Source organism: Thermostichus vulcanus str. 'Rupite', assembly GCF_022848905.1.
Lineage (GTDB): Bacteria > Cyanobacteriota > Cyanobacteriia > Thermostichales > Thermostichaceae > Thermostichus > Thermostichus vulcanus_A.
In genome coordinates this window covers 17142-37604 of the sequence record NZ_JAFIRA010000020.1, presented here as the reverse complement: position 1 = coordinate 37604, position 20463 = coordinate 17142, and the positions used below count along the sequence as shown (strand labels likewise).

Genomic DNA, 20463 nt, shown 5'->3' with positions numbered 1-20463 from the left:
AACCGGGGGAGTGTCAATCCAAGAGGCTGTTATACCTACGGCGGGAGAAGGTGCGAACGGAACGTTCACGAACGTCAGAATCCTTTCCGCATTTCCAAATATCCTCTTAGTTAAGTGCCGGTTGGTCGATGGTAAAAGCCGTGCGAATGATGCGTTCTCCAGGGTAGCGATCTACTGCCGAAAGGCCGAGATCCCGCACCACAAAGGAGCGTTGAATCCAGCGGTCGAACCCGTCGTAGCGGGGAGTAAAGGCGGTTCGTCCATGGACAGTGCGGCGATTGTCAATGCAGAGGAGATCACCTGTTTCCAATTTAATGCCTCGGTAGACAGCGTTGATTGCTTCCTTCAGGGCTTCTAGGGCCAGACCCGCTTCGGGGGTTAGCCCCACCATCAAGTCTTCGTCGTAGTTCAAGAAGGGATCCTCTTGGCGGCCATACAGTACAGGCAAAATCGGGCCATTGGTCAAGGTTTGCAGATTACCGAAAGAGTAGTCGATGCCGGTGCGGTAGAGGGGCTCAAACAGCAGCTCCCGTTCCCGATCACTCAAGAGGGGTAGGGCATGGCTGATGCTGGCATAGGTGGTCTCTGCCTGGCGGTCATGGTCGGGGCGCAGGCAAAACAACAACAGAAATTCCGGCGGATAAGGGTGAAAAACCGTCTCGCGGTGGAATTGCAGTCGTGTTCGGGATCCCTCTGAAGATTGCACCTCCTCGCAGCCAGGTGTAGGCACTAAGTTTTGGAACAAATCGCCATTTTTTTCTTGAATGTAGGAAACCAAGTGACCCAGGCGGCTGCCGATCATGGCCAAACACCGCTCGCTGACAAAGGTGGTTTTCTCCTCCGAGCGCTGGGCTAGAGCCGGAGTCCGGGTGTGGTAAAGCCCTGGATCTACAGGTAACCCCCGTAACAACAGGATCCCTTCCGGGTTGGAATAGACCTGAAACTCCAGCAAAGCTCGCCGCAGATAACGGGGCAACTCATCCGCCCGCATTTCACAATCGAGCAGGAATTCTTCGGTTTCTCGATAAGGATGCGGCCCTGGCAACAAAAACAAATTCACGGTTGTTTCATCGAAGTGCCGACAATCGATGAGCGGATATCCTTCTTCAAGCTGTGGCCTTTTCATCACAATTCCTCACCACCCACTGCTTTAGTCATAGCAGCTGCGGCGAAGTTTTGGCGGTGATCTTAATACCCAAAAAGCCCAAAAAGCTGGGAGATGAGCTTGGATTCAGACTTGGGATTCACCGGGCCAAATCCAGAATCCAGGCAAAGTAAAAGCGGCTACGAATGGTCTGTCGTTGCTGAACGTTCCAGCCCAATTCGGTTAATTTGCTCACCAAAATCGCTTCTCGGTGTTGGTAGGCACGGGTGGCTTTGCTGGGGCCGGGGAAGAACTCTCCCACTTTTTTTAGCAACGTCAACAGAGGGGTTTTGGGGGCAAAACTGAAGATCAAGCGAGAGCGGGCCAGGCGGGTTAGATGTTCCAGCATGCGCAGGGCATCGGCTTCTGGGTAGTGGATCATCACATCCAGGCAAATGACGGCATCATATTCTCCGCTTAGTTCCTCTAAGTCCGAGACCCGAAATTGGGGGTTCTCGGTGGATCCCAACTGGATTTGCTGGCGACGGCGGGCTTCGTTCACCATTTGTTCGGAAATGTCGCTGGCGAAGACGCGGGCCCCTTTGGCAGCCAACGGCAAACTAAGACTACCGACCCCACACCCCGCATCACAAATCTGCAAACCTGAGGGATCCCCCAGCCATTCCAACACAGTGGCTACGGTACGGGCATGGCCGGAGCGAATGTCTTTTTGGACAAAATTGACCTCATCCTCTCCGTAGATGCGCCGCCAACGGTCGAAGCCAATGGAGTTGAAATAGTCGCGGACGATGCTTTTCTCTTGCATGGAACTGCCAGTAGGGATCCGGTTCGGGGAAGGGCAACAGACCCTGATGTGTCAGGGGCCGATGTCTCTTCGCTGACGCGAACCGTATTTTAGCCTGGAACCTCCCAATCATCCGCAGCATTAACCCTAGGATTGTATTAGAATTAACCCGCCTATGTTCGGATGTTGCCTTCATGACCGAAGCTGAGATCGCAGCGGTGTTGCAGTCCCGGTTGGGTGCCCCCGTCAAGATTGCCGTTAAACGTCGCCAGGGGCATTTGCATGTTTTGCTGGGACGTTCTGCCGAGGTACAGCTGGATTATCCTCACCTGACTGACCAGGTGCAAGCAGAGCTGAAGGCCCTAGCCCTATCGGGTCTGGAACAGGTGACGGTCTATGGGCGGGAGCTGGGCCGTGCCGAATACGAGTGGGAACAAGCGAGATCCCTACTCAACCCGACGTTGGCGATGCCAGATACTACGATTTCCCTAGCCGAGAAGAGCGATCTGTTACTGGAGGATCTGACTGTTGTCGCGCCCAATCCGGTTAACCAGCGAAGCAATCCACAGCCAGAACCGATGGATCGAACCGATACTGGATCCCGTTTTTCGTTGGTGTGGTTGGGGGGAGCTTTACTGGCCGCTGGAATAGGGTTAGCTTTTTTAATTCTGGCTTTCTTGTAGAGGGGATCCCGTCCGAGCAGCAGGGGTTAGAGAAGCTTTTTGGAGGGCCTCTTGCAACATCCGCTCCACCAGTTCCGTAAAGGTCCACCCCAGCGCTGCCGCCGCGTCTGGACAGAGGGAGGTGGGGGTCATGCCGGGGAGTGTGTTCACCTCCAGCACCCAGGGGTTCTCTGCTGCATCCACCCGCAGATCCACCCGGGCCAATCCCTCGCATCCTAGAGCCTGGTAGGCGCGCAGCCCCGCCGCCTCACAGCGGGCCAATCCCGCCGGGCTGAGGGAACAGGGGATGATATGACGGGATCCCCCAGGAGCATACTTGGCTTCGTAATCGTAAAAGCTGCCCTGAGCTGGGATAATTTCAATGGCGGGCAGAATTTGCCCCGATAAGATGGAAAGGGTAATCTCTTTGCCGGGGATATACCGCTCCAACAGGATCCGCGACGAGACCGACCGGGCCAGTTGCAGCCCCTGGGTAAAAGAGGGTTCATCTTCAACAATGCTAATGCCGACGGTGGAACCCTCGTTGCTGGGTTTAATCACCAAGGGGGATCCCAATGCTGCCACACACTCGGCCCAAGGGAGGGGAGCTTGGTTATCCCAGGCGATCCACTCTGGGGTTGGGATCCCTTCGGTTTGGAAGATCTGTTTGGACACCAGCTTATCCATGGCCAAGGCACTGGCCAACCGCCCGGATCCCTGATAAGGCAACCCCAACCAGTCGAGCATTCCTTGCACCACTCCATCTTCCCCACCGGGGCCATGCAAGGCAATCCAGACAAAATCACAACCGGCTTCTCGTTCTTGCCATAGGCGCAGGGGCAAATCCACCTCCGGATCGATCAGCTTCACCTGATGCCCCAAATCCTCCAAAGCACGCTTGCAGGCTTTGCCTGTTACCCAAGAAACCTGACGCTCTGACGAACGCCCCCCGGCCAAGACGACAATACGCATGGTTCTTGCTCTCCCTCACCACACCCTCAGCACGACAGTTTGATTTTTTTGTTGGATTTTGTTGGATTTTACCCTAGAGGGTTGGGCGGCGGCGGCGCAAAAACTCGGGAATATCCAAACCACCGGAAGTTGGCGGTTCCGGCTCAGGGGCTTTTCGGGAGGTTGGCTCGCCACTGGGGGTAGCCGGTTTGCGATCAACAGATCTGTTGTTGGAGGAACTCTTGGACGTAGCAGCAGCGCGCTGCACCCCTTGGAAGCCAGTGGCAATGACCGTAATGCGCACTTCCCCCTGCATACGCTCGTCTTGAACGGTGCCGAAGATGATGTTGGCGTCTGGATCGACCGCCTCGGCAATGATCTCAGCTGCAGCAGTGACTTCGTGTAAGGATAGATCTGCGCCACCCGTGATGTTGAAGAGAACCCCCTTGGCCCCTTCGATGGAGGTTTCCAACAGCGGCGAAGACACTGCGGTAACAGCTGCCTCGCGGGCGCGAGATTTGCCAGATCCCATGCCAATGCCCATCAAGGCAGAGCCAGCATCAGCCATCACGCTGCGCACATCGGCAAAATCCACATTGATCATGCCCGGGATGAGGATGATATCCGAGATGCCTTGTACCCCCTGGCGCAACACATCATCTGCCACGCGAAATGCCTCTTGTACAGGCGTTTGTTCCGAGATCACCGAGAGCAGCTTGTCGTTGGGGATGACAATTAGGGTATCGACAGCCTCCTGCAGCGCTTGAATCCCTTCCTCTGCTTGCTTGGTACGGCGCTTGCCCTCAAAAGAAAAGGGCCGAGTTACTACCCCCACCGTCAAAGCACCACTTTCTTTGGCAATTTGGGCAACAATTGGTGCTCCACCGGTACCCGTGCCCCCTCCCATGCCGGCAGCAATAAAGACCAGGTCTGCCCCCTTGAGAGCTGCCGACAATTCTTCACTGGATTCTTCTGCTGCCTTCCGACCAATGGCAGGATTCCCGCCTGCCCCCAAACCCCGCGTCAACTTTTGTCCAATTTGTAGCCGATTTAACGTGGAAGACTGGATCAGCGCCTGAGAATCGGTATTGACACTCCAAAATTCAACCCCCGTGAGGCTGCTGGCCGCCATCCGACTGACCGCATTGCCACCACCGCCGCCCACACCCACAACCTTAATCTTCGCGGTACTGCTCGGCATGATCCCCTCTGGATGACCCGCCGTTTTGGTCTGCGACCCATTCTTCTCGTACTCGACGTGAGAAGCCTCGCCCACGTAACGGTCACTCCAACGGGAAGGTGTCGACTGGGTTTGCTCCAAGCCTTGCCCTGGATTGGGAGGATGGATGTCTGACCAATTGGATGGCATGTCAGCTCTCAAGATAACTTAATTGCGGCAAAGATCGATCACGCTAGCTGATTTAATATAGAGCAACTCTCTTCGGATGCCAACGGCACAGATAACGGCATAGATATTGCATAGATTTTTCCGAGGGATCCCGCTTTCTCAGTGCCCCGATCCTCAGGATCTCAATGACATCAGCCCAGGTGCAGGAGCTGAGAATTGGCTCTTGAGGCAGCTTTGCTCCCTGAAGCCCAACTTAGGGTTTGTAACACAGTTCCCAAGCGAAGGGATTGGTATTTTTCAACACTTAGACAGACGGATTTGCTTCTGTTGAGATCCCAAATTGTTAGGCTTGCCTGCTGTTAAACCTGCATTCCCGACCCAATGTGACCAGGAATACCTCAAGACAGGGATCCCACCCCTTGCGGCAAAAAATGATAATGATTATCTTTATAGGATTGCCGGTCTTACTGCGGCAGCCTCTCTGTGGAGAGTGCCTATCTGATGCCTGTAGATTTCTGAGTTGGCCTATGAACATTGAACGCCCTAGCGCTTCGCGACCCTCTGTCTGGAGCCTGAGCCTATCGTTGTTGTGCTTGATGGGCTTGCCTGCCTGTCGCCTGGTGGAAAGAGGAACTGCCCAAGTTCAGATCTCGGAATCGACCTTGGTGGCCCAAGCGCCAGCTCCAGCAGATCCAGAAGAGGCTGTCCAGCCAGAAGTAGAGCTGCGGGTACTGGCCAGTACCAGCTTTATCGCCGATATTGCCCAAAACGTGGCTGGGGAGCGTCTACAGGTGGATTCGTTGATTCCCATTGGGGTGGATCCGCATGGGTTTGAACCTGCTCCCAGTGATTTGCGCCGTGTTGCCGATAGCCAAGTTTTGATTGTGAATGGCGGTGGGTTTGAGGAATTTTTGGGCAACTTGCTGGAGAATGTCGGCGGTGAACGACTGCTAATCGAGGCTTCGGCAGGCCTAGACATGCGACAGATTCCAGAATCGGAGGAAGCCTTATTTGCTCACGCCCATGGGCACGGGCATACTCACGCGGAAGAGAAGGAAGCGCAACCCTCTGAGTCCCACGGGCACTCCCATGGCCATTCCCACGGGCACTCTCACAATCATTCCCACGGGCACAGTCATGAACCGGATAAACACCACCATGCCCACGACGGGGATCCCCACTTTTATCTAGATCCGCTGAAAGTGATTCGCTACGTGGAAAATATCCGCGATGGTCTGACCAAAGTGGATCCCGCCGGAGCGGATGTCTATGCGGAAAATGCTGCTGCCTACATTGCCCAGTTACAAGAGCTGGATACTTGGATCCAAGAGCAGGTGGCGCAGATCCCTGAGTCCAACCGGCTCCTGGTGACCAACCACGATACCCTAGGCTATTTTGCCGACCGCTATGGGTTCCGGGTGATCGGGACGATCCTGCCTAGTGTGAGCACCAATGTCTCTCCTTCAGCGCGAGAACTGGCCAGCCTCATCGACACCCTTCAGGAGACCAATGTGCCAGCGATTTTTCTGGAGACGGGCAACAATCCCCAACTGGCGGAGCAACTGGCCCAGGAGTTGAATTTGCAGGTTAAACGCCTCTACAGTCACTCCACCTCCACAGCGGATGGTCCTGCCCCCACCTATCTGGACATGATGCGCTACAACACCGAAACCATCGTCACGGCGCTGCGATGAAGTTCAGTCCGCTTGGGGATCCCTTTCCGTTCGCGTCAGCGGGAGGTCGTCCTCCTAAGCCATTGGTGTGCCGTCAGCCGTGTGGGTGAAAAGCCGTGCATATCCGCTTGCAAGATGTGTGGGTTGGTTATGGGGAACAGGCGGTGCTCCAGGGGATCGACCTGCATATTCCAACGGGATCCCTGGTGGCAGTGGTCGGGCCAAATGGAGCAGGGAAATCCACCCTGTTTAAGGCGCTGGTCGGTCTATTGCCCCTGTGGCGGGGTGGGATCCAGGTGGGTCTACAAAACTTCGATGGGGATGTAGATCAGAGGCAGGCTAAGAAAGCCCTTTCCGTTGCCTACATTCCGCAGCGGGAGGAGGTGGACTGGCGCTTTCCGGTGACGGTACTGGATGTGGTGCTGATGGGGCGCTACCGTCAACGGCGCTGGCATCAACGTTTGCAGGCTTCAGATCGGGAAATGGCCTGGGTTTGTCTGGAGCGGCTGGGGCTGGCGGAGCTGGCGACTGCTGCCATTGGGGAACTGTCGGGTGGACAACAACAACGGGTGTTTCTGGCCCGTGCCCTGGCTCAAGAACCCCAGGTTTTGTTGATGGATGAACCCTTTAGTGGGGTGGATATTTCCCATCAAGAGGAGGTGTTGCAGGTGCTGGCAGAGTTGCAAGGGCAAGGGGTAACGATCCTGCTTTCCACCCACGATTTGGGCTTGGTTTGGCAACGGTTTCAACAGGTTCTCTTGCTCAATCGACGCGTGATCGCTTTTGGGCCGTGCCAGGAGGTGATGGTGTCGGGGCTGCTGCAACAAACCTTTGCCGGACAATGGATGATCCTGCCGGATGGATCCCTGATGGCGCAACCTTGCCTGAACGGGCGTGGATCCCCTTGACCCTAACGGCATCTCCAGACTCGAGGAAGGCATCCCTCTACAGGCTTTTTGCCCACGGATCCTGCCCCCGTTGTTTCTGGAGCCAGAAGACTGCCCCAAACGCCAACAGCACCATGGGTAGGCCAGCCCCATTTACCGCCTGCCATCCCCAGCGATTCAACAAGTCACCCGACAGGATTGTTGAGGCCGCGACACCGCTAAACATGAGAAAGTCATGGGCTGCCTGGGTTTTGGCCCGTTCTGCTGGCGTGTAGGCTTCCGTGAGCAACGTAGTGGAGCCGACAAACAAAAAGTTCCAGCCAATACCCAACAGCAACAAGGCAGTCCAGTAGTGCATCAGGCTAATACCCGACAGGTTGATGGCGATGCAAAGCAGGTTCAGGATCCCACCCGTCAGGATGATATTCAGCAGACCAAAGCGAACGATCAGGGCCCCCGTGATAAAAGAAGGTGCAAACATGCCCAACACATGCCACTGAATGACAAAGGCAGCCTGGTGAAAGGGGAAAGCATGTTCCACCATCGCCAAGGGTGTTGAGGTCATGATCAGCACCATTACCCCGTACCCGAGCATACTGCCCAACACCGCCACAACGAACACCGGCTGCCTGATGATGGTCAACAACGGACGGCCCTGCTCCACCTGTTCAGTTTTTTGCCAAGGGAGTAAGGGCACACTGGCCAGCAAAGGCAAGGAGATTGCCTGCAACAGGATGATCGTGAGTAAACAGCCCGCAAAGGGGGCTTCCGCGAACCAATCTTTCGTCCAAGTGGCCAGTTGAGGCCCCAAGACTGCTGCCACCACACCCCCCGCCACCACCAGTGAGATGGCCATACTGCGAAAGGACTCGCTAGCCAGTTCCGCAGCTGCAAAACGGTAGTAGCCAACAAAGCCATTGAAACAGCCCAACAGCACCATAGCCAGACAAAACCCGACAAAGCTGCCCGCGAAAATGGCATAGGCTCCCAATCCAGCCCCGAGCATGCCCATCCCGATACCAGTGGCAAAGCCCACCTTACGCCCCATTCGCGCCATCCACAATGAGGCTGGGATCGTGGTGAACAGGGTGGCCAGGTGCAGCAGCGCCAGAGGGAGGGTCGCCCAGCTTTTGTCGGTCAATAGGTTAGCCCCGATCAAGGCTGCCACTGTAAACAAGACGGAGTTGCCCGTCATCGCCAAAGCTTGACAGCCCGCCAGTTTGAGTACTGATATTTTGGAGTTCTGCAAAGGAAGATTCGTTTCTGTCAGGGATCTGCTCTCGGACATGGGTACCGTTTTGGGGGGGTGAAGGCAAACTAAACCAGTTCCAACTGGATTTCTGCCTTGAGCCGCTGGGGCAGGGAAATTTTGAACACATCCCCCTGATTCATTTCATGGGCCCCTTTCATGCTGGCCAGTGCCTCCACCACTTCGTCGGAGTTGGCGGTTAGCACCACTACAGGGCGCTCACAGGCAATGGGGAAATCGTGCCAGGTGCCCAGGTGCAGAAGTAGCCCATGTCCGGGAGGAAAACGCAGGGCTTGGACTTGATCCAAATCGGGAGCTTCCTTAGGATGATTGGGTGGGGCCATCACCATGATGAAGGGCTCTTGGCCCAAGGCAATGAACAACTGCGTCATGCGCATGTGGCGCTCCAACCAGAGCACGGGCGGGTAACCGGGCAGGATTTTGGCGGTGCGGATGACGGCTTTGCCAGTGTACTCGAAGTCGATGTTTTCCCCTTCCAGAACCCGCCCTTGATAAAACGGGATCCCCAACCCCGGTTTGGCCACATCATCCCCCAACAACTGACCGAAGGGCTGTACATTTTCCGGGGTGGCATCCACAATCGGTACCCGAACAACGGTGGGGGCAGAGGCAGTTGAGGTCATGCTCATCATGGGGATCCCTTTCGCTAGCGATTTTTGAGTCTCACGGGTCATTCTTGGGTTTGGTCATTCTATTGAGAGACCCGGTACAGAAACGGTTTTCATCGTAACGGTTTGCTACCCGACTCGGATCCCTCTACGTAAAATGAGCCTACTCAGCTGAGCCTATCGAGTTTTTCCTGGCCATAACCCACTGCTCGATGAGGGTGCGAATATGTTGGGCAGCAGTGCCATCTCCAAAGGGATTTTTAGCTTGGGCCATGCGGGCATAGGCCTGGGGATCCGAGAGCAATTCCCGAGCAGCATTGACGATCCCACTGGTGGAGGTGCCCACCAGGCGGGCGGTGCCAGCAGCGATTGCTTCTGGGCGTTCGGTAGTGTGTCGCAGCACCAAAACGGGCTTACCCAGGGCTGGGGCCTCTTCTTGAATCCCCCCGGAATCACTCAGGATTAGGGTGCAGCGCTGCATGGCTGCCACCCAAAGGTGATAGTCCAACGGCTCCACCAAGAAGGCCCGCTGATGGGATCCCAGTTGAGCTTGTAAGGGATCCCGGACGACAGGGTTGCGGTGCAAGGGCAGCAGCAGGGCAGTATCGGGAAACTCTTCCAGGATCTGCAGCAGGGCTTCTCCAATTGAGGCGAGGGGTTCCCCCCAATTTTCCCGCCGGTGCAATGTCACCAACAGAACACGATGTCGCTCCCAATCCAATCCGGGGATCGGGCAAGGGATCCCCTGGGCCGCCACCTGCAGCAGAGCATCGATGACGGTGTTGCCGGTGCAATGGATGGATCCCACCACGTGATCTCGCTTCAGGTTTTCGACCGCTTGGGGGGTGGGGGCAAAATGCAGGCTGGCCAATTGGGAGATCAAGCGGCGATTGGCTTCTTCTGGGAAGGGATTGTAGAGATCATCGGTGCGCAGACCCGCTTCCACATGCCCCACCGGGATCCGTTGATAAAAAGCAGCCAGGGTGGCAGCAAAAGCAGTGGTGGTATCTCCCTGCACCAGGATCAGATCCGGCTGACTGGTGTTGAAATAGGTTTCCAAACCGCGTAGGGTGGCTTCGGTAATATCGGTCAGGCTTTGGCGAGGGCGCATAATCGCCAGATCCCGATCCGCTTCTAGGCCAAACAGCTGCATCACTTGATCCACCATTTCCCGGTGTTGCCCAGTCAAAATCACCTCCGTACGCAAATGGGGGCTGGCTTGTAAAGCATGGATCACGGGAGCCAGCTTAATTGCTTCCGGGCGAGTGCCCAAGATCACGGCAATTAGGGGAAGAGCAGTCATGGATGCCATCAGCCTGCAAAAGGCTGTACGAACAGAGAGTTGGGGAGTACAGCAGTGGGAAAACTCTCCCTAACTGGGGTCATGTACGGGGAAGAAAGGGTTGCCGAGTTTCGCTGGGATTCCTGCCTGAACAAGAACACAGGGGATCAAGGCTGGGGGAGAGACACGGCCAATGATCCAGGGTGAGATGGCGATCGGTGGTGGGGCACCACAAACCAGAAGGTGGTCAACCCTGCCTGACTGGTTACGTTGATCTTACCCCCCAGTTGTTCCACCAATTTTTTCACCAAGGCTAACCCCAAGCCGGTACCCCCCCGGTTCCAGGGATCCCCGTTTGGCACCCGGTAAAACTTCTTAAACAGATGCGGCAGTTGATCGGCAGGGATCTGGGCAGGATTGGTAATCTCAAAGCGGATTTGGCCAAGCTCAGATGCGACCCGCAGGTGTATGGCGCCTCCTGGAGCAGTGTACTTGCAGGCGTTGTTGATCAGCTCCCCCAAAATGCGGGATAGGCGTTGGGTATCTGACCACAGTTGGGGCTCAGTTGATTCCAAAGCCGGATCCAGTTCCACCTGTAGCGTTTGCTGATAATGGGCGATACGAGCCTCAAACGAGCGCAGCTGAGCCGGGATCCAACGAGTCAAATCCACGGGTTCTAAAAGGGGTTGATCCACGCCCGCTTCTAGCCGCTGCAAATCCAGCAAATCGTTAATCAGCTCAATCTCGCGGTTAGATTCGGTTTCCAGGATGTCCAGATAGCGCTGCCGCTGCTCCTCATTCTGGGTTTTGCGGATCATGTAGAGGGACATTTTGATGTTGGACATGGGGGTGCGCAACTCGTGGGAGATGGTGTTGAGAAAATCATCCTTGAGTTGATGCAACGACTCCAGCTGAGCCACCTGGCTCTGTAAGGCTTTGTACAAGCGTGCTTGTCGCAGTCCAATCGCACATTGGGTGGCCACCTGCTGCACCAGCCGGATTTCGGACTCGCTAAACTCTTGGTCAATCGGTTTGAACAGCCAGAGATCCCCAAAGATAGCTAGCTCCTGCGGCGGGGTTTTGCAGGCTGTGAACAGGTTTGGTTGTGTGCGCTCTGTAAAAGCGTCTGGACTTCGGAAACGGTCGAAGATGGGACAGGCCAGACACAGGAGCGGTTTGGTAAGCTTCCGCACTCGAGTTGGCGGAACCTGGCACAGTAAAACCGGATCCCCAGCGAGCAGACGACGGTAGAGGCCACCCTGCTCGTCAAGGTCTATGGTGGACTTGAGTTTGGAGGGCAAACCGGCTCCATATTCATAGGTTATGGTGCTGATGCCCAGCTCCAGATTGTATAGGGCTGCATCACATCCTAGAAGCTCTAAGCTGGTGGCCAGCTCCTGTACCGCCGTTTGCAAAATCTGGTCTTCTTCCAGGCTGTCCCGAACTTTGTCGGTGATGCGCTTGAGGGTTGCTTCGTAGTTGAGGGACTGCCGTAGCTGGGCCGTTTGCTGTTGCACCTGCTGTTCTAGGGCAGCGTTGAGGTGTTGGATCTGCTGAGATTTGCTCCTAGCTTGGGCTTGATTCTGTCCAGTTGGGGATCCCTCCTCCAATCCACTCCCAGAGGGCTGCAAGCGACTGAGCACCTGTTGATCCAACAAAACCAGCAGCCAAACCGAAGATCCGAGGCTGATCCCTAGCAACATCAGATAGAACCAGGCCAAGTCTTCGTAGGCTGTTACAGTCTGAACCCTAGCTTCTGGAGCTGCGATCCGTGCCGATTCCACCCGAAAGGAGGATCCCCAATGCAGCACCAACCCGGTTAAGCCCACAACACCACAAAAGAGGGAGGAGCCCATGAGCCAGAAGATTTTTTGGCGGAGCTTCATGCTGACCAATGGGCCTGGGGAGCGCGCAACAACGTCAAAGAGCAAAAGTAAAGAATAGGTGAAGGTACAACAAGCTCAAGCTGCCCCTACTATACCCGCTTCAGGCGGAAAAACCCTCTCTGTCTCCCACACGTTCACCTCTGCCATGCAAAGAAGACGTAAAGAGGGTCGCGCTCCCCAGCTTTGCATCGATCACAAGTTCTTTGGCCTCAACAGCCCCATTAATTTATGTTGACGGCCATAGGCACTTTGCACCTGAACACGGTAAGCTTGCCACTTAGCCTCTGGTAGGCAGCGCGGGTATAGGTCAGCCAGTTCACTGCTTCATGGTATCGACTGGAGGTTTTCCCCGTCATGAGCGGTTCCGCCCGCTGCCGCGACCCCTAGAGCACCTACGCGAACGGTAGGGCGTACCAGAATCAACGCCTCTGGACAGAACAACCTCCATATCAAATCAAGCAACTGGTGAGGACAAGTTGGCTGGATGAAAGAGGAACCCCGCGCTGTATGCGTAGCAACCCTGGGGGAAGCAAGCTACAGCGTCGGGAGGATGTTACCCTAAACGCAACTGAGGGCTGGGGCAAAGGGATCCACCGATGGGACTATTTGACGATCTGATCCGATTTTTGGAAACCCGTCTGGAGGAATTTCTCAAGGCCCATCCCGAAATCGAGCTACAAGCCCTTGAGGAGCAGTTGCGCCAGCAGGAATCCGATACCTTGCGACTGCTGCAGGATAGCCGCGCCCAGGAACAAGCCCTGCAAAAGAGCATTCTCAGCTTGGGAGAGGAAATTAAAACCTGGCACTTCCGCATTGAAAAAGCCCAACGGGCCAATCGCCCCGATCTGGCCCAAGGAGCCCAACGGCGAGAAGCAGAACTGCTGCAGAAGGGCAGCCAGTTGTGGAACCAGATGAAAACCCTGAAGGACAAAATCCAACAAATGGAAGCCTTGTTGCCGCAAATTCAACAGCGTCGCCAAGAGGTGAAAACCAAGCTACAAGAGGTGAAAGCTGCCCAAGCCCAAAATGCTAGCAATCCGGATTTTGGTTTTGGCAATTGGGGGAAGTCCGGCGATGCTTGGGATGATCTAGAAAAACAATTTCATCAGCTGGAGGTGGAAGAAGAATTGCGCAAGCTCCGGCAACAAAAACGATAATCTACAACCTCTGACCAGTTCAGCCACTGTCCTCCGATCACAGGCGGTGTCCCCATCGGCATGATAGCAATAGCGGTAGGGATCCCGGCTCCGCTCTTTGCGGGATCTTCTCAACACAGTGGAGGTGGCCATGCAGTTTCACTATTCCCCTCTGCCAGATGTGGGGGAGCCCCTGGTCAAGCGGTTGGGGTGGTATCCGAGAGTGCCAGATATCACCTGGGAAAGTTGCCGCTGGCTGGGCCGCTGGTTGGGGGTGCTATTGCTGCACCTTAACTATCCCCCAATGCTCTGTCATTGCTGGCATTTGTGCCAGGGTTGGGGGCCGCTTACTGCCTTTGGCAGGGATAGTGGATTGGGGCGCTGTTGTGCATTCTGGGACGCATGGTGATCAACACTCTGGATGGGTTGGTGGCAGAGGAGTTTGGCAAAACCTCGAAACTAGGTGCCTACCTGAACCGTTTGCCGGGGGAATTTACGAAAACCAGCGTAAAGCCCCCGGTTTCTAACCGGGGGATATAAGCGCACAGGCTGAATTGATTCAGCCGTGGTGTGGGTCGTTGATGTATTCCAACACCTTTCCAACCGAATGCCGATAATGCTTGTACTCTGTCATGTAGATAACGGCGAAGCATCTACAGGAATAGTACAATAGCCCCCATGAAACGGGTCACCACCACACTCAAGCTCAAGTTTCTTGATCTCAACGCGGTCAAAGCAGAGATGTTTGCCCAGACGGTTTGGGCGACAACCGAACTGGCAAACGAACTGCTCCGCATCAGTCCGAAGGAGCGGAGGGCATTAACAACCGCCAAAGTGGTGACACCCCTCAAGTCGGCCCTCTCCAACCAGGTGATTCGTGTCCTGAAGGGGAAAGCCGGCCAGCGGGTCAAGCACTTCAAAGTGTTCTGGCCAGAGGTCAACAACCAAAACTGGAAGCTGCACAAAGTAGGTAGCACCTACTCAGTGAGCTTCCCCACGATTCAGGGTGACAAGCGGGTTCCCCTTGAGGTTGGCAGTTCCTACTATGCCGAGCGTCTTGAGCGCATCCTGGCCGAGCAGGATTGTGAACGGGGAACCTTGAAACTGATGCAAATACGTGGGGCTTGGTATGCTGTTCTGTCTATCACTTGGGATGTTCCCGAAGTGAAGAGTACAGAGCGGCTGGGTGTTGACCGGGGGCAGAACCGTTTGGCGGTGGCGGCCACCCGTTGGGGTCGAGCGGTGTTTTTTGGGGGTGGAGAGATAGCCTATCGTCGTCGTCGTTTCCAGAAGCGTCGTGCCCAGTTGCAACAGGCGGGTAAATACCGAGCACTTAAGCGACTGGAGCGCAAAGAAGCCCGGTGGATGAGGGCAGTCAACCACACCGTGAGCCGCCGCATTGTGCGGTTTGCCAAGGCGGTAAATGCGGATGTGTGGATGGAAGACCTCTCAGGTATCCGCCAATCCAGACAGAGTCGAAAGGCGCGTTCGGATGCCGGGAAATCGCGCCATACCTGGTCGTACTACGACCTGGAGTGGAAGGTTGCCTACAAGCTGGAAATGGCGGGTAGGACGCTGCACAAGCGTCCTGCTGCCTACACATCCAAAACCGACCATAGGACAGGATTGATTGGGAAAAGGAGTGGGCATCTGTTCACTGGGCAGGACGGGTATTGCTGTGATGCCGACTGGAACGCGGCTATGAACCTAGCCCAGTGGGACGGATTCTCATGTCCTCTGAGTCTAAAAGAAGCCGTATCTGTAATGGGTGCGGTCGGCTCAGGGGATGGGGTACTTGGCAATCCCCTGAACTCCATGAATACTCCACAGCTTCAAGCTGTGGGGGGCTAGAAGGGAGAATCCCCCGGTTTCTAACCGGGGGAGTGTCAACGATCTGCTGATTATCTTGGGCCTGTGGCCCCACGGGGATTTAACTTGGATGGTGGCATTGCTGCTTTTGACCGGCTGGGTGCAGCTGTTTGGTCTGTTGGGCTTGGTGGCAGGTGGCACAGTTCAGTCGGTTGGCCCCTGTGGACAGACGGATCGCTTGGCTTGGCTGGGCCTGGGCTGTCTCTTGGCTCAGTTTGGCCTAGAGGTGTGGGGTTGGGGGATCCCCTTCTTAGTTGTGGGTTGTATCCTCACGCTCGTGTTGCGGATAGGGCGTTCCCTTCGGCAAATCAGAGCTTTAGATCAAGACAGGGATCGAGCCGCCGCTGCTTCAGAAAGCGTTTAACGTTGTCCTCGCAGATAAGGGATCCCAAGGGCAGCCGGGGCTTCCACCTGTTTGCCTTTGCGCCACAGCACCGCCAAGGTGAGCAGGTAGGGCAACATCAACAAAAACTCATAGGGAAATTGCTGGGATCCTAAGGCTTGAATGCGAAATTGCAGCGCATCCGCTACCCCAAACAGCAACGAACCCAGCAGCGCTTGCCCAGGGTGCCAGCGGGCAAAAAACACCAGTGCCACGGCAATCCACCCCCGTCCAGCGGTGATCCCCTCTGCAAACAGGCGCAGCTGCACGACCGTTAATACCGCCCCTCCCAACCCCGCCAGGGCAGAGCCGATCAAAAGGGCGAGCCAACGGGTTCTCTCGACGCTGATGCCAGAGGTCTCTGCCGCCGCCGGATTTTCCCCCACCGCTCGTAAGGATCGCCCAAACTGGGTGCGAAACAACAGCAACCAACAGGCAGGCACCAACAGCCCACTCAGGTACACCATTGGGTCATGATTGAACAACACCGTTCCCACCCCAGGGATCCCCGCCAGTCCTGGAACCGGCCAAGGGGCAAGCCCCGTTACCCGCACATTGCTATTGGGCAGCAGTTGCCGAAACAGATAGGTGCTCAACCCCTGCCCCAACAAGACCAGCGTGACCCCTGCCACCACCTGATCCGCCCTGAGCCAGACGGCCAAAAGGGCCATCACCGCGCCCATTGCCATGCCCGCCAGGATCCCCGCCCCCAATCCCATCCAAGCCGCCCCGATTACCCCCGCTTGCTCCAGATGATAGGTAGTGGCAAAACCCGCCAAGGATCCCATCAGTAGGATCCCTTCCAAACCTAGGTTGAGAATGCCGGAACGTTGGGTTATCACCTCCCCCAATACCGCCAGCAACACCGGCACAGCCAAACGAATGCCAGACACCAATAGAGAAATCAAAAAGCTCCAGGTAAAGAGGCGCTGCAACAGAGTTTGGCCTAGGAGCCAGTCAGGTAGGTGGAGAGGCAAGCTCATGGCAGATCCAAAGGGTTCAACCGGAAAGTTCAGAATACCCCCCTAAAATGCCGCACCCTGTAGAGTCAATGGGTTCGTAGTAAACTTCTCAGTCCCTCCCGATGACGGTAGACCTTGGGATCCCGGGCTGGCTATGATCTCAAGCATGGCCATTCCGACCGAAGCTCCTCTGTTGCCAGCATCGATATCGATAGAGATCCCTGCCGGGATCCTTTCTGGGGGCCGACGGGATCCCATCCTTGTAATGGGGGCAGGCTTAATCGGTCGTTTGATGGCTGTAAGTCTGGCCGAACTCGGGTATCCCGTCCGCATCGTGGATGCTGCCCCCGGTGAAGCTACGGGTAGCAGTGCTGCTCACGTAGCCGCCGCCATGCTGGCTCCCCTGGCGGAATCTGTGATCACCGAAGCCAGCGTTGTGGCGCAGGGGTACTATGCCCTGTCTCGCTGGCCCTCTCTTTTGGCTCCCTTACCCCAGCCGGTTTTTTTTCAGCAGCAGGGAACCCTCATCCTTTGGCACCGGCAAGATGCCGGCGAGGCCAGACGGTTTTCCGCGCTACTGGCGGATGTTCTCACTCACCTGCCGGATCTGCCAGCGCCTCAGCCTCTCAATGCCCAAAGCTTGGCCCAACTGGAACCGGCGGTGGCCGGGCAGTTTGACCAGGGGTTGTACCTGCCCCACGAGGGCCAACTGGACAACCGCCAGTTGCTCTCGGCTCTCTTGGCGAAGTTGCGAGCTGAGGGTCTAGAGGTGGAATGGGGTTGCCCTTGGGATCTGGAGGCGGCACGGGCTTGGCAGCGCCATAGTGGGGGTTGGGTTCTGGACTGCCGTGGGTTGGGATCCCGGGGCGAGGGGCCTGTCGGCCAACCTTTACGTGGTGTGCGAGGTGAGGTGGCTCGCCTTTATGCGCCCGATGTGAAGCTGCAACGCCCAACCCGCCTACTACACCCCCGCTACCCGATTTACATTGCCCCCAAGCCGGATCATCTTTTCGTAGTCGGGGCCACAGAAATCGAAAGTGAGGATCCCTCCCCGGTCAGCGTGCGGTCTACGCTGGAGTTGCTCAGTGCTGCCTATACCGTCCATCCGGGATTTGCCGAGGCGCGCATCCTGGAGTTGAACAGTCGCTGTCGCCCGACCTTGCCGGATAACCTACCGGCGGTGGTGGAACTCTCCCCGCGCCTGCTACAGATTAACGGTCTCTACCGCCATGGGTTTATGATCTCTCCGGCCATCCACGATGCTGTTTTGGAATACGTGCAACAGGGTACCTGCACCCTGGCCAAGCAGCTAGGGATCCGTTTTCAGGTTGATACTGCAAATAATCACTCAACTGCTCCTGAGAACCCTGCTTCATGCGTATTGTGATCAACCAAGAACCGCGTGAGCTACCCGATGGCCTCACCTTGGCAGAGGCTGTAGCACTGCTGGAGGTCAGCAGCCCCTTTGCCGTGGCGGTGAACCAAAATTTTGTCCCCCGCACCCAGTACGCCCAAACTCCTTTGCAAGAAGGGGACCAGCTGGAAATCCTGACCCCTGTCGTCGGTGGCTAAACCAACCTTGAGAGTCTGTTCAGAAAGAGATGTCTACCCTTTTCAACCCCCCTAATCCCCTACCCTTGACCCCTGTGGATGAGGATCCCTTGATCCTCTATGATCGGCCTTTGAAAAGCCGCCTGATGCTGGGTACGGCCCGTTATCCCTCCCCGGCCCTTTTGGAGCAGGCGGTAGCCCAGGCTCGTCCTTGCCTGCTGACGGCTTCCTTGCGGCGGCAGGGGGCGCTGGGCTTGGACACCTCCCAGGGCTTCTGGGCTCTTTTGCAAAAGATGGGCGTTCCGATCCTGCCCAATACCGCTGGCTGCCACAGTCTGCAGGAGGTCATCACCACGGCGGAGATGGCCCGGGAAGTGTTCGCCACCGACTGGATCAAGTTGGAACTGATCGGGGATGACTATACCCTGCAGCCGGACACCGTCCAGCTACCCGCTGCTGCTGCAGAGCTGATTCGGCGAGGGTTCAAGGTTTTGCCCTACAGCACAGATGATCTGGTGCTTTGCCAACGTCTTTTGGATGTGGGGTGCCAAGTGGTCATGCCCTGGGCAGCTCCGATCGGTACCGGCAAAGGCCCCCTCAATCCTTACACCCTACGCACGCTGCGGGAGCGCATTACGGCCCCCCTGATCATCGATGCCGGTTTGGGGCTGCCCTCCCATGCCTGCCAGGTGATGGAATGGGGGTTTGATGGGGTGCTGTTGAATACAGCCGTGGCCTTGGCTCGGGATCCAGTAGCAATGGCAGCCGCGTTTGCCCAGGCGGTACATGCCGGTCGTCAGGCCTACCTTGCCGGGGCGATGCAACCTCAAGATACTGCTCAACCCAGTACCCCAGTTCTGGGTACTCCCTTTTGGCATCATGGCTAGCTTGAGCAGCTCTTCTAAATCCTCTGATCCCCTCAGAATCCCCCTAGGAACTAGATAGAGGGCTTTTGTGCCTGAACCACTTGTAGAGCCCCCAATCCATGGAATGTCTGCCGGATATTCTGCCACCCCTGTTGCTGTAATTCTTCGGGCAAATCGATCTTCAGGAGTTCCCAGGCAGTGTCGGTCTCGAAAAGGGTCAAGAATAGGGCCAACCCCGGCCAGATCAGTGGTTGCTGGGGAGCGTGCAAGTCCAGAATCAACAGGCCTCCTCCCGGTTTAAGCACCCGCCATACCTCTTGCAGCACCTGCTCCCGCTCGCTGGGGGTCAACTCGTGTAGAGCCAAGCTGGTGTGCACCCAGTCAAACCAGTTATCGGGAAAGGGCATGGCCTGAGCAAAAGCCTCCACAAACTCCACCTGCGGCAATCGCTGGCGGGCCACCTTCAAGGCCTTTGGGGAAGCATCCAACCCCGTCACCTGCTGACTAAGCTCCGCCAACACCGGGGTCACCTCTGCTGGGCCACAACAGAGATCCAACACCCGATCTTGGGAATGGATGGGGATCCCTTCCAAAGGCAGCCGACGTAATCGCCTATAGCCCCCCACCGTTAGGGCGGCCACACGACTGATGCTGCGGTAGAGCCAGGGGTATTGGTAGCTCCAGTCTCGCAGGAAAGTAGCCATCCAGGGATCCCTTAGTTGAGTTTAGTTGAGTTCTTTCACCCTATCTTCTGGAATGGATTCTGCCTTGCTCTCAGCAGTGGGGGCGGCTTCCCGTTGCGATTGAATAAGTACCACAGCCACCAGGATCAAGCCCAACCCCAGGATCTCCTTTGTCCCCAGCACACCCCTGACTATGGTGGTCAATCCAAATTGCTCGATCAGTAAGGAAAACCCGAGCTGCCCAAACACAATGGCAATGCCCAAGGCCACCAACCCAATCCGGGGCAAAGCCAACAGGCTGAGAATAATTGAGCAACTGCCAGTGGCTCCCCCCAAAAAGGCCCACCAGGGAGCTTGTCCGAGAGGGGTGATATTCCATTGGCCCCACAACCCCACCAGGGATCCAACAAACACAAAGGAAATGGTGAAACTGATGGCAGAGGCCGCCAAGGGGCTGTGAAGGGAGCGGTGCAACCGGCTGTTGAAGGCAAAGGCCAAGGTAAACAAGACCCCGCCGACTCCTGCCGCCAGCCCGGCTTGTATCGTCTCTAGGTTCAT

21 protein-coding genes are annotated in these 20463 nt (G+C 56.3%); 10 read left to right on the top strand and 11 right to left on the bottom strand.

The features are described from left to right. Positions 1-106: 106 nt before the first annotated feature. Positions 107-1126: a TauD/TfdA family dioxygenase gene (locus JX360_RS09125; protein WP_244350346.1), complete on the bottom strand. Its 1020-nt coding sequence runs from the start codon at positions 1124-1126 to the stop codon at positions 107-109. A 118-nt stretch (positions 1127-1244) separates the two neighbouring features. After that, entirely contained in the window at positions 1245-1910 is a 666-nt protein-coding gene (gene bchM, locus JX360_RS09120; protein ID WP_244350345.1) for a magnesium protoporphyrin IX methyltransferase, read from the bottom strand. 173 nt (positions 1911-2083) lie between these two features. On the opposite strand from bchM, the gene JX360_RS09115 reads away from it, so the two are divergent. After that, positions 2084-2572, top strand: coding sequence for a hypothetical protein (locus JX360_RS09115; protein WP_244350344.1), 489 nt, complete (start codon positions 2084-2086; stop codon positions 2570-2572). Here JX360_RS09115 and JX360_RS09110 read toward each other — a convergent pair. After that, positions 2552-3523, bottom strand: coding sequence for a D-alanine--D-alanine ligase (locus tag JX360_RS09110; RefSeq protein WP_244350343.1), 972 nt, complete (start codon positions 3521-3523; stop codon positions 2552-2554). The genes JX360_RS09115 and JX360_RS09110 overlap by 21 nt on opposite strands. A 73-nt stretch (positions 3524-3596) precedes the next feature. Beyond that, complete coding sequence (gene ftsZ, locus JX360_RS09105) at positions 3597-4871, bottom strand: cell division protein FtsZ (RefSeq protein WP_279611378.1); 1275 nt, start codon at positions 4869-4871, stop codon at positions 3597-3599. A gap of 506 nt (positions 4872-5377) precedes the next feature. On the opposite strand from ftsZ, the gene JX360_RS09100 reads away from it, so the two are divergent. Together JX360_RS09100 and JX360_RS09095 are read left to right on the top strand one after the other, a co-directional pair. Then, entirely contained in the window at positions 5378-6544 is a 1167-nt protein-coding gene (locus JX360_RS09100) for a metal ABC transporter substrate-binding protein (RefSeq protein ID WP_244350342.1), read from the top strand. Between the two features lie 95 nt (positions 6545-6639). After that, positions 6640-7431: a metal ABC transporter ATP-binding protein gene (locus JX360_RS09095; RefSeq protein ID WP_244350341.1), complete on the top strand. Its 792-nt coding sequence runs from the start codon at positions 6640-6642 to the stop codon at positions 7429-7431. Positions 7432-7468: 37 nt separating this feature from the next. Here JX360_RS09095 and JX360_RS09090 read toward each other — a convergent pair whose 3' ends face one another. From JX360_RS09090 to JX360_RS09075, 4 genes are all read right to left on the bottom strand, one after another. Beyond that, positions 7469-8698 carry an MFS transporter gene (locus JX360_RS09090; protein WP_244350340.1) on the bottom strand — a complete coding sequence of 410 codons (1230 nt, stop codon included), beginning with the start codon at positions 8696-8698 and terminating at the stop codon, positions 7469-7471. A gap of 29 nt (positions 8699-8727) precedes the next feature. Next, positions 8728-9303, bottom strand: coding sequence for an ureidoglycolate lyase (locus tag JX360_RS09085; protein ID WP_244350339.1), 576 nt, complete (start codon positions 9301-9303; stop codon positions 8728-8730). A gap of 148 nt (positions 9304-9451) precedes the next feature. Beyond that, positions 9452-10591, bottom strand: coding sequence for a non-hydrolyzing UDP-N-acetylglucosamine 2-epimerase (wecB, locus tag JX360_RS09080; RefSeq protein ID WP_244350338.1), 1140 nt, complete (start codon positions 10589-10591; stop codon positions 9452-9454). A gap of 146 nt (positions 10592-10737) precedes the next feature. Next, positions 10738-12426 carry a GAF domain-containing sensor histidine kinase gene (locus JX360_RS09075; RefSeq protein WP_244350337.1) on the bottom strand — a complete coding sequence of 563 codons (1689 nt, stop codon included), beginning with the start codon at positions 12424-12426 and terminating at the stop codon, positions 10738-10740. A gap of 626 nt (positions 12427-13052) precedes the next feature. On the opposite strand from JX360_RS09075, the gene JX360_RS09070 reads away from it, so the two are divergent. The 4 genes from JX360_RS09070 to JX360_RS09055 all read left to right on the top strand — a co-directional run bounded on the left by JX360_RS09070 (position 13053) and on the right by JX360_RS09055 (position 15825). Then, entirely contained in the window at positions 13053-13613 is a 561-nt protein-coding gene (locus tag JX360_RS09070; protein WP_244350336.1) for a TIGR04376 family protein, read from the top strand. A 381-nt stretch (positions 13614-13994) separates the two neighbouring features. Continuing rightward, positions 13995-14132 carry a hypothetical protein gene (locus JX360_RS09065; RefSeq protein WP_244350335.1) on the top strand — a complete coding sequence of 46 codons (138 nt, stop codon included), beginning with the start codon at positions 13995-13997 and terminating at the stop codon, positions 14130-14132. Positions 14133-14270: 138 nt separating this feature from the next. Continuing rightward, positions 14271-15443: an RNA-guided endonuclease TnpB family protein gene (locus JX360_RS09060; RefSeq protein ID WP_244350334.1), complete on the top strand. Its 1173-nt coding sequence runs from the start codon at positions 14271-14273 to the stop codon at positions 15441-15443. 88 nt (positions 15444-15531) lie between these two features. Continuing rightward, the gene (locus JX360_RS09055; protein WP_244350333.1) at positions 15532-15825 is read left to right on the top strand and encodes a hypothetical protein; all 294 of its coding nucleotides are present in this window, start codon (positions 15532-15534) and stop codon (positions 15823-15825) included. Here the strand turns inward: JX360_RS09055 and JX360_RS09050 are convergent. Beyond that, a complete protein-coding gene (locus JX360_RS09050) occupies positions 15822-16826 on the bottom strand; it encodes an ABC transporter permease (protein WP_244350332.1) in 1005 nt (334 codons plus the stop codon). The genes JX360_RS09055 and JX360_RS09050 overlap by 4 nt on opposite strands. Positions 16827-17070: 244 nt before the next feature. Between JX360_RS09050 and JX360_RS09045 the strand changes: the two genes are divergently transcribed. The 3 genes from JX360_RS09045 to JX360_RS09035 are packed head-to-tail and all read left to right on the top strand — an operon-like array spanning position 17071 to position 19243. Continuing rightward, complete coding sequence (locus tag JX360_RS09045) at positions 17071-18192, top strand: FAD-dependent oxidoreductase (protein WP_425244379.1); 1122 nt, start codon at positions 17071-17073, stop codon at positions 18190-18192. Beyond that, positions 18180-18377, top strand: coding sequence for a sulfur carrier protein ThiS (gene thiS, locus JX360_RS09040; RefSeq protein WP_244350330.1), 198 nt, complete (start codon positions 18180-18182; stop codon positions 18375-18377). Before JX360_RS09045 ends, thiS begins: the two co-directional genes overlap by 13 nt. Positions 18378-18406: 29 nt before the next feature. After that, on the top strand, positions 18407-19243 hold the full coding sequence (locus tag JX360_RS09035) for a thiazole synthase (RefSeq protein WP_244350329.1): 837 nt from the start codon (positions 18407-18409) through the stop codon (positions 19241-19243). Positions 19244-19293: 50 nt separating this feature from the next. Here JX360_RS09035 and JX360_RS09030 read toward each other — a convergent pair whose 3' ends face one another. Both JX360_RS09030 and JX360_RS09025 read right to left on the bottom strand, forming a co-directional pair. Further along, positions 19294-19926, bottom strand: coding sequence for a class I SAM-dependent methyltransferase (locus JX360_RS09030; protein ID WP_244350328.1), 633 nt, complete (start codon positions 19924-19926; stop codon positions 19294-19296). A 21-nt stretch (positions 19927-19947) separates the two neighbouring features. Further along, positions 19948-20463, bottom strand: a complete 516-nt coding sequence (locus JX360_RS09025; protein WP_244350327.1) for a DMT family transporter — start codon at positions 20461-20463, stop codon at positions 19948-19950.

Excerpts from the sequence above, each read along its gene's own strand:
- JX360_RS09125 (WP_244350346.1), bottom strand. The coding sequence starts at position 1,126 with ATGAAAAGGCCACAGCTTGAAGAAGGATATCCGCTCATCGATTGTCGG.
- bchM (WP_244350345.1), bottom strand. The coding sequence starts at position 1,910 with ATGCAAGAGAAAAGCATCGTCCGCGACTATTTCAACTCCATTGGCTTC.
- JX360_RS09115 (WP_244350344.1), top strand. The coding sequence starts at position 2,084 with ATGACCGAAGCTGAGATCGCAGCGGTGTTGCAGTCCCGGTTGGGTGCC.
- JX360_RS09110 (WP_244350343.1), bottom strand. The coding sequence starts at position 3,523 with ATGCGTATTGTCGTCTTGGCCGGGGGGCGTTCGTCAGAGCGTCAGGTT.
- ftsZ (WP_279611378.1), bottom strand. The coding sequence starts at position 4,871 with ATGCCATCCAATTGGTCAGACATCCATCCTCCCAATCCAGGGCAAGGC.
- JX360_RS09100 (WP_244350342.1), top strand. The coding sequence starts at position 5,378 with ATGAACATTGAACGCCCTAGCGCTTCGCGACCCTCTGTCTGGAGCCTG.
- JX360_RS09090 (WP_244350340.1), bottom strand. The coding sequence starts at position 8,698 with ATGTCCGAGAGCAGATCCCTGACAGAAACGAATCTTCCTTTGCAGAAC.
- JX360_RS09085 (WP_244350339.1), bottom strand. The coding sequence starts at position 9,303 with ATGACCTCAACTGCCTCTGCCCCCACCGTTGTTCGGGTACCGATTGTG.
- wecB (WP_244350338.1), bottom strand. The coding sequence starts at position 10,591 with ATGACTGCTCTTCCCCTAATTGCCGTGATCTTGGGCACTCGCCCGGAA.
- JX360_RS09075 (WP_244350337.1), bottom strand. The coding sequence starts at position 12,426 with ATGGGCTCCTCCCTCTTTTGTGGTGTTGTGGGCTTAACCGGGTTGGTG.
- JX360_RS09070 (WP_244350336.1), top strand. The coding sequence starts at position 13,053 with ATGGGACTATTTGACGATCTGATCCGATTTTTGGAAACCCGTCTGGAG.
- JX360_RS09065 (WP_244350335.1), top strand. The coding sequence starts at position 13,995 with ATGGTGATCAACACTCTGGATGGGTTGGTGGCAGAGGAGTTTGGCAAA.
- JX360_RS09060 (WP_244350334.1), top strand. The coding sequence starts at position 14,271 with ATGAAACGGGTCACCACCACACTCAAGCTCAAGTTTCTTGATCTCAAC.
- JX360_RS09055 (WP_244350333.1), top strand. The coding sequence starts at position 15,532 with ATGGTGGCATTGCTGCTTTTGACCGGCTGGGTGCAGCTGTTTGGTCTG.
- JX360_RS09050 (WP_244350332.1), bottom strand. The coding sequence starts at position 16,826 with ATGAGCTTGCCTCTCCACCTACCTGACTGGCTCCTAGGCCAAACTCTG.
- JX360_RS09045 (WP_425244379.1), top strand. The coding sequence starts at position 17,071 with ATGGGGGCAGGCTTAATCGGTCGTTTGATGGCTGTAAGTCTGGCCGAA.
- thiS (WP_244350330.1), top strand. The coding sequence starts at position 18,180 with ATGCGTATTGTGATCAACCAAGAACCGCGTGAGCTACCCGATGGCCTC.
- JX360_RS09035 (WP_244350329.1), top strand. The coding sequence starts at position 18,407 with ATGTCTACCCTTTTCAACCCCCCTAATCCCCTACCCTTGACCCCTGTG.
- JX360_RS09030 (WP_244350328.1), bottom strand. The coding sequence starts at position 19,926 with ATGGCTACTTTCCTGCGAGACTGGAGCTACCAATACCCCTGGCTCTAC.
- JX360_RS09025 (WP_244350327.1), bottom strand. The coding sequence starts at position 20,463 with ATGAACCTAGAGACGATACAAGCCGGGCTGGCGGCAGGAGTCGGCGGG.